Genomic DNA, 12,169 nt, shown 5'->3' with positions numbered 1-12,169 from the left:
ATAGGAAGAATGGACGTGATCGAGCGGGACAGGAGAGCTGGTGGGCCGTCGCAGTGCTCAAGCCTTCGACGGTCGTGCGGCGTTTCGACCGGTTGTCGCGTATGGGGGTTCCGTCGAAGAACGTAACGGCGTATTGCGGGTCGCGATGGGTGCCCCGGGCAGCTCACGAGGGCGTGATGTTCACGCAAGCTTGCAGCGAATCAGACCAGTCTGATGGTCAACGGCATACCGTTCATCAACAATACGCAGACCGGTTTGGTGTGGTGTCCACCGGTATCCCGCCTAGGGATCTCTCCTTGCCGGCCGCTCCGCTCGCGAGCGGCCGCTTTTTTGTTGTCATGCGTGCGCGCGTGAATGCCTTGTGGCGGTCGGTGGGCGCGGCCGCACTCCGATGCATATCGGCTGATTTAACGGAATAGGACCGCTGCCAGATGCGAGCACAGGGCATTCACTCGCGCATTGCAGGACGCATGATGGTCGGTTCGCGACCGGCGAGGCCGTGCGTTGATGGCAGCACCGGGTCTGCCGCCATGGCCCGACGGGCCGCGCATCCGCGATCCGTCGGGCGGCGGGCTTTACAGCTTCCTCGACGCTGCCGGTGCCGCGTCGCCTTGCGTGGCGGCGGTCGTCGGATCGAGCGTCGCGAGCGTCTTCTCGGTGAATTTCTCGTACAGCCAGTCCATACGCATGCTGTCGATGCCGGCGATACCGCCGAGCGCATACGACGCCGACACCTTGAAGTGGTCGACCGGGTGATTGTCGGCATCGGTGAACGTGACGGTGCCGTCGACGTAATCGCTGCCGGCCATGAAGCCGAACATGACGGCCGAGAAACTCGAGCGCACGCGAATGCCGGTGACTTCGACGTTCAGGTGCATCGCATCGGTTGCATCCGCTTTGGCCAGCAGCTTGCGTGCGTCCAGTGCATGTTCGATTTTCTCCTGCAGTTTCTTTGCGTCGAACTTCAGGTTGTCTTTCAACGCTTCCTGCGCGGCATTGTCGAGCGTGACCGTCACGATCACGGGCTTCTTGCCGAATGGGGTCGTCGATGCGGTCACGGCGGCCCCGGCCGTATCGCTGGCGTCGCGCGTCACGCTGCTGGCGCAGCCCGATAGGAAGCCGATCGTCACGAATGCCAGAGCGGCATGGCGGATAAGAGATTTCATGATTTGGTCTTTGATTGAGGTTATTGGAATGGGCTCTGTGGCCGAGCGGGAATCTAGCACGGAGCGATTCCATTCAAATCGTCGAATAGATCGAAAATCGATGCGGTGTTTGGTCGACGCGGCGCGATTGCACCGAGGAATGGTCGAAATAATGGGCAGTGCGTGATGAACGGCGGTGGAGATTCGCTATAGCTTGCGCGGCGGCGTCTCCTGGCTGGCGATTACTGGCCGTTGCCCGACACCGCTTCACCCAGCCGATACGCCGTAAAGAACTCGTACCACGGCGAGCCTTGCGTGACCGGCACACCGAGCGCCATCGTGCGCTGTTTCAGTGCGCCGAATACATCGTCGATGAGCGCCCTCTGCGCGCCGTCGCGGAACGGAACCGGTTGCGTCCGCCCCGCCGCGAACGCGCCATACGCGATCGCCAGCAGGCGGGCGCGGTCGTCGGTGCCCGCGATCGACGCGTTGATCGTTTCGACGAAGCGCGGCCGGTCTTCCGCGCGCGGCGCGGACAGGCACAGGAACACGATCGCCGACAGTTCATGCCGGTCCTTCACCCGCAGCAGCGCGGGCAGCCCTGCAACGATCCGTTCCACCGGTTCGTCGCGCAGCGCATCGCCGAAGTCGAGCACGGCGGTCATCGGGTTCGTGTCGGCTTTCAGGCGGTCGAGCGCCGGTTGCGGGGCCGACCACGCGCGGTCCTGCACCGCGGCGGGCGTGGACCGCAACGCATCGGCCACCTGCTGCGTCCACTCCGGAAAGATCATCCGCACGTTGCCGAACTGCTCGCCGCCTTCCGCGGACGGATTCCACCGATAGACGATCGTGCCGCCGCGAATGAACGGCGAATACAGATGCTCGGGCGTTTGCGGCAGCGGCCGCCGGTTGATCGGCAGCCACGCGAGCGTGAGCCAGTCGTAGCGGCCCGTCGCGGGCACTGCCGGGCTCGAACTCGCGACGACCTGCCACATGCCGCGATTCGCATAGCGGCGGCGCGCGTCGGGTACCGGGACGGTCTGGCCTTTCGCGGTGTCGAAATACGTCGTGCCGGTGACGTTCGCTCCGCTGTCCGCTGCCGGCGTGATGGTCGAGATGACCCACGACGCACCATCAGCCGAACGGTAGTCGGACAGCTTGAGCGTCGCCACATCGTGCACCATGCGCGTTTCCGCCGCGACGGGGCTCGCGGGGAGATTGGCGGGGGCCAGGATGCTCGGCATGGACTTTCCTCGGAATCGGATGCGCATCGTCGAGCGGGGGCGATGCGCGGCGGTGCGGGGCGTTTCTCGTAACTGTAGGACGTTGCTACAGGTATCGCGAGGAACCCGCCGCGCAGCGTGAGGAATAACACGCAGTCATATATTGTAGTAACATACCTACATATATGGTTTCCAGGAGTTCATCGTGACCATCACCACACTCTCGAGTCGTGAGCTCAACCAGGACGTGACCAAGGCAAAGAAGGCGACAAAGGACGGCCCCGTGTTTATCACCGACCGCGGCAGGCCTGCCCACGTGTTGCTGAGTTTCGAGGAATACCAGCGTCTCACCCGGCAGCAGCGCAACATTGCCGACTCGCTCGCCATGCCAGGTGTCGAGGACGTCGAATTCGACCCGCCGCGCGCGAACGTCAAGATCAAGGAGGTCGATTTCTGATGATGTTCGTTCTCGATACCAATGTGGTTTCGGAACTCCGGAAAGTGCGGGCGGGCAAGGCGGACAGGAACGTGGCAGCCTGGTGTTCGACCGTCGATGCGTCGGTGCTGTTTGTCTCGGCGATCACGATCATGGAGCTGGAGACAGGTGTCTTGCAGATCGAGCGCGGAGATGCGGAGCAGGGCGCGCTGCTCAGGGCATGGCTTGACGGGCAAGTCCTGCCCGAGTTCGCTGGTCGCGTGTTACCGGTCGATACTGCTGTCGCGCAACGATGCGCACGGCTCCATGTGCCGGACCAGCGATCCGAGCGGGACGCGCTCATTGCCGCCACGGCGATCGTGCACGGCATGACGGTCGTGACGCGCAACGTTGCCGATTTCGTTGAAACCGGTGTCGCGATCCTGAATCCGTGGGATTGAGCGAAACAACCAGCTTGCTCACGAGGGAAATCGGATGCCGCTTGCATGCAAGCGCGCGTCGATTCGCTTCGGCTTACCATGCGCATCCTGGGCCAACGACGCAGACCGATCGGGAGCACGCATGACCGGCACGAAAGCCATTACCGAACACTGGACGCGGGTCGCTGACCAATGGATTGGCTGGGCCGGCAAGCCGGGCCACGATGCGTTCTGGAAATATCGCGCGGGGCTCGCGGCCTACATCGGTCGCGGCACGGGCGTCGCGCTGGAGGTCGGCTGCGGCGAAGGCCGCGTGAGCCGTGAGTTGAAGGCGCTCGGTTACGACGTGACCGCGAGCGACGCGGTGCCCGCGATGCTCGACGCGGCGCGCCACGCGGATTCCGCGCATCGCTATCAACTCGCCGACGCGGCGGCGCTGCCGTTCGACGCGGCCAGCTTCGATCTCGTGATGGCGTACAACGTGCTGATGGATCTCGACGACATGCCGCGCGCGCTGAACGAGGCGCGCCGCGTGCTGAAGCCGGATGGGACGCTATTCATCTCGATCGTGCATCCGTTCCGCGATCGCGGCGCCTTTGCCGGGCCACAGCCCGATGCGCCGTTCGTGCTGACGGGCAGCTATTTCGGGCGTGAGCATTTCGACGGCATGGAAACGCGTGACGGGCTGTCGATGCATTTTGCAGGATGGTCGCTGCCGCTGCAGGCGTACATGGAGGCGCTGGAAGCGTCCGGGTTCGCGATCGTGTCGTTGCGCGAACCGCCGCCCGATCATGCCGATACGGATCAGTTGAAGCAGTGGGCGCGCGTGCCGCTGTTTCTGTGGATCAAGGCTCGGCCATTGCGTTGAGCGCGTGCGACTGATAGGCGACGCGGATGCTTCGCGCGATTTTCAATTCGAATGTGTGACCGACTCATCGCGCGCACCTATGCTGAACGAGCGCGAGTCGGCACCGTGCTTTCGCACCTCGACATCTTATACTCGCAGCGTGTCCGCAACGCTGAACTTGCGTTATACAACCTGCTGATCGTCGCTGGTCTCGATCGAAACAGACAAGAACTGCTTGCCACGCGCTGGTGCACCTGCGGGTTCCAGTCGCAAGAGAAAATCGAAATATCGTTCCGGGAGCTTTCCAAGTTGTTCCTGGATCGCTGCCAGCTTGATGAGGCACTGGGCGTCCCAGTTCATTCCGACAACAAGCTCGCTCGTCACGCCGTTCCACTCGCTAAGTAGAATAGAGGCCGCACGAGCATGCTCTTCGGCGAAGCGTTCGATGCGTTGTTCGATGTAACGCGCATCGTCACGCATCAACGTACCCGAGATGCACAACGAAACGGTATGCGCGACGGTGTCGTGTTTCACGTACACGCTGGCGATACCGCTCAGGTGCCGGGATACCCGATCGAGTTGCTCATCGTCCAAGTCGTCCTGGACGGACAGTGCACCTGAGAGGCTGTACGGTGCGGGCTCTTCCATTGCGAACCTCCAGAGGTTGGGGTGAAATCAATGTCCCGATTGGGTCGAGAATCTCAGCTTTTAGGTAGGCTAGGCGGATCATCCGAGCGGAGCTCCCAGTACCTGAGTGTTTTGAGTATCAGAATGTGGCGGCGTAGACGCGTGATGCCGTACGTATTCTTTCGCCGGATCCTGCAACTGTTCGACCTGTCGGCCCGGCGTGAGGGGCATGAGAGATTGTTCCCCGAACCGTATGCGACTGAATACGGCGGCGGTTCGGGCCCACTTCCGGGAGAATTCTTTCAATTTACCTTCAATGGAGGCGACCTCTTGATCGGTAAGTGCACCGCGAAGGCGGATCATGACCGAATGCGTGACGGCATCGGTGACGCAGTAGACGGTCGCGGAAGCGGCCAAGCTCTGCGCGAACTGCTGTGCGTGATTGCGTCGGAAGCTACCGACGACCGGGAGTGCGCCGCAGATTTCGTACGTGAATGGCATGAGTCCTCCGATGCATCGAGATCGTCTGCAGGCAGGAGCCGGAGCTTCTCAGTGCTCTTGTCCATCCCGAGACACAACTGAGTACATGCAAACGATAGTCAACAAATGAGTTCATGTCAACAGAAAATCCACAAATGAATTCCTTTTCGCTTCGCTTGAAGCAGGAGCGACGACGCCTGCAAATGAACCAGGCCGAATTCGGCGAGGCAGGAGGTGTTCGGAAACAGGCTCAGTCCAACTATGAACAGGGCTCGAGGATTCCGGATGCCAGCTATCTGACCCGACTTGCTGAGATTGGCGTCGACGTTCAGTATCTGCTGACCGGTCGCCCGTCGGACCCCGGAACTTTGGCGCTAACCGGCGACGAAGAACTGCTCCTCGCGGGCTTTCGAGAACTGAAGCCGCGAGAAAGGCGCGGGGTGCTGGCGCTCGTGGCTGCGATCAACGGTACGCCGACGGAACGATCGGGGACGGGGCAGGCGTCGGGGGAGGCCGAGGACGTTTGATTCGTTGGACGTGCGGGGAATGTATAGCCGACGTTTGACGCTGCAGAGCAGGGGAATGGCCGGTCAGGAGAAATGTTACGACCCATTAATGGCAACGAAAACCGACACATCGAAATGGTGTCCCCGAGGATACAAAAATCCGGTGAAAGGACGAATTTGTATCCCGCGGGCTACCCGGGGTCGTGAAGCCATGTCCGCCCGACGGTCGGGGTGTACGTGGCGGGTCGTCGATGCGCTATGTGATCCGTCACGTGCGGCTGCCAGCCAGTGCACGCGTTCGGCACGATGCCGGCGCGCGGCGTCGTACACGGCTTCGATCAGTGCGCGGCCGACACCTTTGCCGTGTTCGCTGTCGAGCGTGGACAGATCCTGCAGATAGCAGGACGGCCCGATGTGCGTCGTGCTGCGGCCGTATACAGGGAACGCGCGAACCCGACGGGCCTGCAGTGACGCTGCACGACCAGCGCGTACACCGGTTCGTAGCCGTCGAAGAAGCGCGACCACGTGAGCTACGTGATGTGCGGCGGTAGCGCGTGTGGCGTCGAAGCGGCTATAGAAGCGGTTGTGATCCCACTGCGGCAGCCATTCATCGTAGTCGTCTACTCCCAACCACGCGTACGGTCGGGCCGGTATCGGCAACGTTCATGTTCGTGAGCCTTTCGAGGAGGGAAGAGCGTTGCCGGCCAGACCGGTCGCGGGGCGCAACGACAAGAGGGCAGGGGCACGATGGGGGGCCGCGGTGCTCGCGTTTTCTGATGTCACAGCGCAACTGCATGCGGCTACCGTCGTGCAGCCCGAACGATGCGGTGGGCTTTCTTTCAGTCTGCTAGACTTTTTGGCCGCCTGTCGCCATCCGGGCCGCGCCCCGGTCCATTGCGCCATGAACGAACACCACGCACCGAATCCAATCACCGAGGTGCTGCGCGCCTACTGGAAGGCCGATCGCTGGATGTTATTGACGGTTGCGGCCGTCGTCGTGCTGTCGAGTGCCACCGCCGTTGCCGCTCCGTATCTGTTCTCGCGCCTGATCGACGCGCTGTCGCATCGCGGCGCGCTGCACGCGCTCATGGCGGGCTTCGTGGTCTACGCAGTGCTGCTGGGCCTGTCCAGCGCGCTGCAACGCGTCGTGCAGTACCTCGCCTTCATGACGTCCGGGAATCTGGGATTCATCACCAGCACGCGCTTTTTCGAGCGCGTCCTGAAGAAAACCACGGCGTTCTTCGTCGAACACAATCCCACCGAAATCCAGAGCGCGAATACGCGCGGCAGCCGCGCGCTGGCGGTGCTCGTGCAGCTTGCGCTGATGGATTTGATCCCCGGCACGCTCCAGATCGTCTTCACCCTCGTCACGCTGGGCGCAATGATCAACCTCGAAGTGGCGGCCATCACCGCTGCGTATGGCGCGATCGCGGTGACGATCGCGATCGTTTCCGCGCGGCGCTCGCGGGTGTACCTGGATCGCGCGATCGAGGCCGGGCAGGACAATGCGCGGTTCGTCGGCGGCGCGATCAACGCGATGGAGACGCTCCGGCATTTCGGCAGCCACCGCTGGATGAGCGAGCGTTTCGCGGAGAAGGCGCGCGCCGAGCGCGATAACTGGCGCGCGTACGTGATGCAGCATGTCGGCTTTCTCGCGCTGCTGGGGCTCGGCCTCGCGATCCAGTTCTCGGTCACGTTCTGGCTGCTGTTGCCGCGTCATGCGGCCGGCGCGCTGTCGATCGGCGACATCGTGCTGTTCAACACGCTGCTGCTGCAACTGAACCTGCCGTTCGACATGCTCGCGCGCTCGATCGACGAGAGTGTGCGCTCCCGCGCCGCACTCGTGCCGTTCACCGCGCTCTGGACGGCGCCCGAGGAGCGGCAGGTGTCGCACGCGTCGGCGTTCGCGCCGCGCGACGGGCGCATCGTGTTCGAGCGCGTCGGCTATGCATACGGCAACGGGCGCGGCGTGCGCGACGTCGATTTCGTGGCCGAGCGCGGCGGCATCACGTTCGTCGTCGGCGAAACCGGCGCGGGGAAGTCGACCGTCTTCAAGCTGGCGCTGAAATCGATCGAGCCGACCGATGGTCGCATTCTGGTCGACGGCGTTGATTTTGCGACGATCGATCGCGCCGACTGGTACGGCGCGGTGGCCGTCGTGCCGCAGGACATCGTGCTGCTGAACGACAGCCTGGAGGACAACATCCTGCTCGGCCGCCCGCGCGATGCGCAGCGCCTGCGCGACGCGGCCGCGAAGGCCGCGATCCTGCCGTTCATCGACGGCTTGCCGGACGGGTTCCGCACGACGGTCGGCGAGCGCGGACTGAAACTGTCCGGCGGCGAGCGCCAGCGCATCGCGATCGCCCGCGCGCTGTACGGCAATCCGACCGTGCTGTTTCTCGACGAGGCGAGTTCCGCGCTCGACGAAGCCACCGAGCGCGACATCATGGCGCACGTGCGGCTGCTGGCCCGCGACGTCACGGTGATCGCGATCACGCACCGGCGCTCGGTCATCGGGCCGACCGACAAGGTCGTGCGGCTCGGCGCGGCACGCGTGCCGGCCTGATGCCCGGGTCTCGACGGCTTACCCGCGCATCGGCGGATTGAGCCGCGCGAACACCGCCTGCCGGCGATACGGAAAGTACGGATACGGCGCTTCGACCGCACTCGCCGCGTCCAGCTTCGCGACCTGCGCATCGGTCAGCGTCCAGCCGACCGCGCCGAGGTTCTGCCGCAACTGTTCCTCGTTGCGCGCGCCGACGATCACCGACGACACGGTCGGCCGCTGCAGCAGCCAGTTCAATGCGATCTGCGGCACCGTCTTGCCGGTTTCCTCCGCGATCGCATCGAGCGCATCGACCACGTCGTACAGGCGCGCGTCGTCGACCGGCGGCCCGTAGCTGGCCGTTTCATGCAGCCGGCTGCCTTCGGGCAGCGGCGCATTGCGCCGGATCTTGCCGGTGAGCCGGCCCCAGCCGAGCGGGCTCCACACCAGCGCGCCGAGGCCCTGGTCCGCGCCGAGCGGCATCAGGTCCCATTCGTAGTCGCGGCCGACGAGCGAGTAGTACACCTGGTTCGCCACGTAGCGCGACCAGCCATGCCGGTCGGCCGCCGCGAGCGACTTCATGATCTGCCAGCCGGCGAAATTCGACACGCCGATGTAGCGCAGCTTGCCCGCGCGCACGAGATCGTCGAGCGTCGACATCACTTCCTCGACCGGCGTGCCGGCGTCGAACGCATGCAGTTGCAGCAGGTCGATGTAGTCGGTGTCGAGGCGGCGCAGCGCGTCGTCGACGGCGCGCACCAGCCGTGCGCGCGACGTGCCCGCCTCATTCGGGCCGTCGCCGGTGGGCAGGCCCGTCTTGGTCGAGATCAGCACCTGGTCGCGGCGCCCCTTGAGCGCGGCGCCGAGCACGCGCTCGGACGCGCCGTCGGAATACACGTCGGCCGTGTCGAACAGGTTAACGCCGGCTTCGAGACAGATGTCGATCAGGCGGCGCGCTTCGTCGACGCCGGTATTGCCCCATGCACTGAACAGCGGGCCGGTGCCGCCGAAGGTGCCGGCGCCGAAGCTCAGGGCGGGGACCTGAAGGCCGGAGCGGCCGAGCGTACGGTATTCCATGTGCGTTTCCTTTCGTCGTATGGGCGCGGCGTGGCCGCGGATCGATCGTCAGGCGATCAATGTACCGTTTGCGCCATTCCCGGATAATCCAGGAGACGGCGAAAATATCCTTCGGAAGGGGCGAACAATGCTGCTCGACAACCTCGCGCTGTTCCTGCGCATCGTGGAGAAGGGCGGGCTGGCCGCGGCGGGTCGCGAGGTCGGTCTGTCGCCGGCCACGGTGTCGGAGCGGCTGACGGCGCTCGAGCGTCACTACGGCGCGGCGCTGCTTACGCGCACGACGCGCGCGATCAGCCTGACCGACGAGGGCCGCACGCTGGTGGACGGCGCGCGACGCCTGCTGGCCGAGGCCGACGAGCTCGAAAGCCGGGTGCGGCTGGGCGTGCAGACGCTGTCGGGGCCGGTACGGCTCAGTGCGCCGGCCGATCTCGGGCGCGAGCGCGTCGTGCCCGTCGTCGACGCATTCCTGGCCGACCATCCGGGCGTGACGGTCGACCTGCATCTCGGCGACGGGTATGTCGACCTCGTCGGGCAGGGGCTCGATTTCGCGATCCGCCGCGGCACGCTGGCGGACAGTTCGTTGCGCAGCCGTTCGCTCGGCCGTGCGCGGCGCGTGGTATGCGCGTCGCCCGCGTATCTCGCCGCACATGGCGCGCCAATGCACCCGGACGAACTCGCCGCGCACGACTGCATCGTGATGCGCTTCGGCCAGGAGCTGTACGCCGAATGGCCGTTCAGCATCGACGGCGTCCTGAAGCGCGTGGTGGTGCGCGGCCGGCGCGTCGCCAACGACGGCGCGCTCGTGCGCGCGTGGTGCATCGCGGGGCACGGCATCGCGCTGAAGTCGCTGGTCGACGTCGAGCGGGATCTGGCGTCGGGCGCACTCGTCGAGATCCTTCGCGACTTCTCGCCGGGTGAAGTCGATCTGCAGATCGTCTATCCGGGCAGCGTCGCGCAGCCGCGGCGCGTGCGGGCGTTGATCGACCGGCTGGCGCAGGCGCTGGCGTAGCAGCACGTTGCCCGCGCGCGGCCTGCGAGACGTTGCGACGGCGATTCAGCCGTGATCGCAGCGAATACCGAAGGTGCATACCGACGAACGACATCACGCCCGAAAATCGTTCTTCAAACCATTTGCCCACGTTTCGTCATTTAGCTAATATTCAAAACGTTAAACGAATCCGCACCCCCATGGACGACGTCACCCGCCTCAGCGCGCTGGCCAACGAAAGCCGTCTGGCCGTGATGCGCTGGCTCAGGCAACCGCGCAAGCATTTCCCGCCGCAGCCGCATGGCGACGTCGACGAGCTCGGCGTGTGCTGCACGTACATCACCGAGAAGCTCGGCATCGCGCCGGCCACGACCACGCGCCACATGCGCATCCTTGCGGATGCCGGGCTCGTGCGGGCGACCCGCGTCGGCAAGTTCACGTACTACAAGCGGATCGACGGCGCGCTGCAGCGGCTCGGCCGCGATCTCTCGCAACTCTGACCCTGACCGAGGCAACCGACATGGACGAACTTTCCTTGCTGGCCGACGCCGACCGGCGCGCGCACGCGTATCTGGCTGCAACGAACGAGCGGCGCGCGTTTCCCGACGCGGCCGCACTCGCCGGCCTCGCTGCGTTCGACGAGCCGCTGCCCGATGCAGGCCGCCCAGCCGACGACGTGCTGCGCCTGCTCGACGAGCACGGCGCGCCCGCGACGGTCGCATCGAACGGCCCGAACTACTTCGGCTTCGTGATCGGCGCGACGCTGCCGGCTGCGGCGGCTGCCGAGCGGCTGATGCTCGCGTGGGACCAGTGCGCGTCGTCGTATGCGAATTCGCCGGTGGCCGCGACGCTCGAGCGCCAGGCCGCGCGCTGGGTCGTCGATGCGCTCGGGTTGCCCGAAGGCAGTGCGGTCGGCTTCGGCACGAGCGCGACGGCCTGCACGCTCGTCGCACTGGTGGCCGCGCGGCGCGCGCTGCTCGCGCGCAAGGGCTGGGATATCGACGAGGACGGGTTGATCGGCGCGCCGGAAGTGAAAGTCGTGATCTCCGCGCTCGCGCACATCACGGTGAAGAAGGCGCTGCGCGTGCTCGGCTTCGGGATGAAGCGCATCGTCGTCGCGCCGGTCGATACGCACGGCCGGATCGACCCGGCGCAGTTGCCGCCGCTCGACGACATGACCATTTTCTGCGTGCAGGCGGGCGAAGTGAACACCGGCGAATTCGATCCGTTCGCGGCGTTGATTCCGCCCGCGAAGGCGGCCGGCGCGTGGGTGCACGTCGACGGCGCATTCGGCCTGTGGGCGCGCGCGTCGTCGAAGCGCGCGCTGACGGACGGCATCGACGGCGCGGACAGCTGGACGACCGACGGTCACAAATGGCTCAACACGCCGTACGACGGCGCGATGGTGATCTGTCGCGACGCGGCCGCGCTCGCCACCGCGATGAACAGCGACGCCGTCTATCTGAGCGGCGCGCACGATGCGCAGAAGAACCTGAACCTCGAATTCTCACGCCGCGCGCGCGGCATTCCCGTGTGGGCCGCATTGCGCTCGCTCGGCCGCGCCGGCGTCGCGACGATGATCGAGCGGCATTGCGCGCAGGCGGCGCGGGTCGCCGACGGCCTGCGGGCGGCCGGCTACGACGTGCTGAACCGCGTCGTGCTGAACCAGGTGCTCGTGCGCGCCGGCACCGACGAGGAAACGGCGGCGATCCTCGAAGCCGCGCAGGCGTCGGGCGACGTGTGGTTCGGCGCGACCGTGTGGCAGGGGCGGCCGGCGTTCCGGATCAGCGTGTCGTCGTGGCGCACCGAGGACGTGCACATCGATCGTCTCGTTGCGTTGCTGACGAAGCTGCGCGGCGTGCACGTGGGTTGAGCG

13 protein-coding genes and 1 pseudogene are annotated in these 12,169 nt (G+C 65.3%); 8 read left to right on the top strand and 6 right to left on the bottom strand.

Going from position 1 to position 12,169, the window contains the following annotated elements:
- Positions 1-575: 575 nt before the first annotated feature.
- Positions 576-1,166, bottom strand: a complete 591-nt coding sequence (locus JMF86_RS25930; protein WP_011548462.1) for a DUF4410 domain-containing protein — start codon at positions 1,164-1,166, stop codon at positions 576-578.
- 221 nt (positions 1,167-1,387) lie between these two features.
- Complete coding sequence (locus JMF86_RS25925; protein ID WP_011548461.1) at positions 1,388-2,389, bottom strand: hypothetical protein; 1,002 nt, start codon at positions 2,387-2,389, stop codon at positions 1,388-1,390.
- 184 nt (positions 2,390-2,573) lie between these two features.
- Here JMF86_RS25925 and JMF86_RS25920 point away from each other — a divergent pair, with 184 nt between their 5' ends.
- The 3 genes from JMF86_RS25920 (at position 2,574) to JMF86_RS25910 (ending at position 4,091) form a co-directional block, all read left to right on the top strand.
- Positions 2,574-2,825, top strand: a complete 252-nt coding sequence (locus JMF86_RS25920; RefSeq protein WP_011548460.1) for a type II toxin-antitoxin system Phd/YefM family antitoxin — start codon at positions 2,574-2,576, stop codon at positions 2,823-2,825.
- Positions 2,825-3,244 carry a type II toxin-antitoxin system VapC family toxin gene (locus JMF86_RS25915; RefSeq protein WP_011548459.1) on the top strand — a complete coding sequence of 140 codons (420 nt, stop codon included), beginning with the start codon at positions 2,825-2,827 and terminating at the stop codon, positions 3,242-3,244. Before JMF86_RS25920 ends, JMF86_RS25915 begins: the two co-directional genes overlap by 1 nt.
- 121 nt (positions 3,245-3,365) lie before the next feature.
- Positions 3,366-4,091, top strand: a complete 726-nt coding sequence (locus JMF86_RS25910; RefSeq protein ID WP_041489426.1) for a class I SAM-dependent methyltransferase — start codon at positions 3,366-3,368, stop codon at positions 4,089-4,091.
- Between the two features lie 162 nt (positions 4,092-4,253).
- On the opposite strand, the gene JMF86_RS25905 is transcribed toward JMF86_RS25910, so the two are convergent.
- Both JMF86_RS25905 and JMF86_RS25900 read right to left on the bottom strand, forming a co-directional pair.
- Positions 4,254-4,718 (bottom strand): hypothetical protein, encoded by a 465-nt coding sequence (locus JMF86_RS25905; RefSeq protein WP_011548457.1) that lies wholly within the window; start codon positions 4,716-4,718, stop codon positions 4,254-4,256.
- Positions 4,719-4,796: 78 nt separating this feature from the next.
- Entirely contained in the window at positions 4,797-5,198 is a 402-nt protein-coding gene (locus JMF86_RS25900) for a hypothetical protein (RefSeq protein ID WP_011548456.1), read from the bottom strand.
- Between the two features lie 134 nt (positions 5,199-5,332).
- On the opposite strand from JMF86_RS25900, the gene JMF86_RS25895 reads away from it, so the two are divergent.
- Positions 5,333-5,704 carry a helix-turn-helix domain-containing protein gene (locus tag JMF86_RS25895; RefSeq protein ID WP_011548455.1) on the top strand — a complete coding sequence of 124 codons (372 nt, stop codon included), beginning with the start codon at positions 5,333-5,335 and terminating at the stop codon, positions 5,702-5,704.
- Positions 5,705-5,968: 264 nt separating this feature from the next.
- On the opposite strand, the pseudogene JMF86_RS25890 reads toward JMF86_RS25895, so the two are convergent.
- Positions 5,969-6,350 (bottom strand): annotated as a pseudogene (locus tag JMF86_RS25890) (GNAT family N-acetyltransferase); the annotation flags it as partial.
- A gap of 234 nt (positions 6,351-6,584) precedes the next feature.
- On the opposite strand from JMF86_RS25890, the gene JMF86_RS25885 reads away from it, so the two are divergent.
- A complete protein-coding gene (locus JMF86_RS25885) occupies positions 6,585-8,249 on the top strand; it encodes an ABC transporter ATP-binding protein (protein ID WP_011548453.1) in 1,665 nt (554 codons plus the stop codon).
- Between the two features lie 18 nt (positions 8,250-8,267).
- Here JMF86_RS25885 and JMF86_RS25880 read toward each other — a convergent pair whose 3' ends face one another.
- On the bottom strand, positions 8,268-9,305 hold the full coding sequence (locus JMF86_RS25880; protein ID WP_011548452.1) for an aldo/keto reductase: 1,038 nt from the start codon (positions 9,303-9,305) through the stop codon (positions 8,268-8,270).
- A gap of 127 nt (positions 9,306-9,432) precedes the next feature.
- Here JMF86_RS25880 and JMF86_RS25875 point away from each other — a divergent pair, with 127 nt between their 5' ends.
- From JMF86_RS25875 to JMF86_RS25865, 3 genes are all read left to right on the top strand, one after another.
- Positions 9,433-10,314 carry a LysR family transcriptional regulator gene (locus JMF86_RS25875; RefSeq protein ID WP_011548451.1) on the top strand — a complete coding sequence of 294 codons (882 nt, stop codon included), beginning with the start codon at positions 9,433-9,435 and terminating at the stop codon, positions 10,312-10,314.
- A 179-nt stretch (positions 10,315-10,493) separates the two neighbouring features.
- On the top strand, positions 10,494-10,793 hold the full coding sequence (locus tag JMF86_RS25870; protein ID WP_011548450.1) for a helix-turn-helix transcriptional regulator: 300 nt from the start codon (positions 10,494-10,496) through the stop codon (positions 10,791-10,793).
- A gap of 20 nt (positions 10,794-10,813) precedes the next feature.
- Entirely contained in the window at positions 10,814-12,166 is a 1,353-nt protein-coding gene (locus JMF86_RS25865; RefSeq protein WP_011548449.1) for a pyridoxal-dependent decarboxylase, read from the top strand.
- The last annotated feature ends 3 nt before the right edge of the window (positions 12,167-12,169 follow it).

It is taken from the genome of Burkholderia sp. E168m15 (genome assembly GCF_016586105.1).
Lineage (GTDB): Bacteria > Pseudomonadota > Gammaproteobacteria > Burkholderiales > Burkholderiaceae > Burkholderia > Burkholderia orbicola.
Note: the sequence above shows the minus strand (reverse complement) of the source record. Positions and strands in the feature narration are given on the sequence as shown.

Bases quoted from the DNA above. Each gene is read 5' to 3' on its own strand.
- JMF86_RS25930 (WP_011548462.1), bottom strand. From the start codon at position 1,166: ATGAAATCTCTTATCCGCCATGCCGCTCTGGCATTCGTGACGATCGGC.
- JMF86_RS25925 (WP_011548461.1), bottom strand. From the start codon at position 2,389: ATGCCGAGCATCCTGGCCCCCGCCAATCTCCCCGCGAGCCCCGTCGCG.
- JMF86_RS25915 (WP_011548459.1), top strand. From the start codon at position 2,825: ATGATGTTCGTTCTCGATACCAATGTGGTTTCGGAACTCCGGAAAGTG.
- JMF86_RS25910 (WP_041489426.1), top strand. From the start codon at position 3,366: ATGACCGGCACGAAAGCCATTACCGAACACTGGACGCGGGTCGCTGAC.
- JMF86_RS25905 (WP_011548457.1), bottom strand. From the start codon at position 4,718: ATGGAAGAGCCCGCACCGTACAGCCTCTCAGGTGCACTGTCCGTCCAG.
- JMF86_RS25900 (WP_011548456.1), bottom strand. From the start codon at position 5,198: ATGCCATTCACGTACGAAATCTGCGGCGCACTCCCGGTCGTCGGTAGC.
- JMF86_RS25895 (WP_011548455.1), top strand. From the start codon at position 5,333: ATGAATTCCTTTTCGCTTCGCTTGAAGCAGGAGCGACGACGCCTGCAA.
- JMF86_RS25885 (WP_011548453.1), top strand. From the start codon at position 6,585: ATGAACGAACACCACGCACCGAATCCAATCACCGAGGTGCTGCGCGCC.
- JMF86_RS25880 (WP_011548452.1), bottom strand. From the start codon at position 9,305: ATGGAATACCGTACGCTCGGCCGCTCCGGCCTTCAGGTCCCCGCCCTG.
- JMF86_RS25875 (WP_011548451.1), top strand. From the start codon at position 9,433: ATGCTGCTCGACAACCTCGCGCTGTTCCTGCGCATCGTGGAGAAGGGC.
- JMF86_RS25870 (WP_011548450.1), top strand. From the start codon at position 10,494: ATGGACGACGTCACCCGCCTCAGCGCGCTGGCCAACGAAAGCCGTCTG.
- JMF86_RS25865 (WP_011548449.1), top strand. From the start codon at position 10,814: ATGGACGAACTTTCCTTGCTGGCCGACGCCGACCGGCGCGCGCACGCG.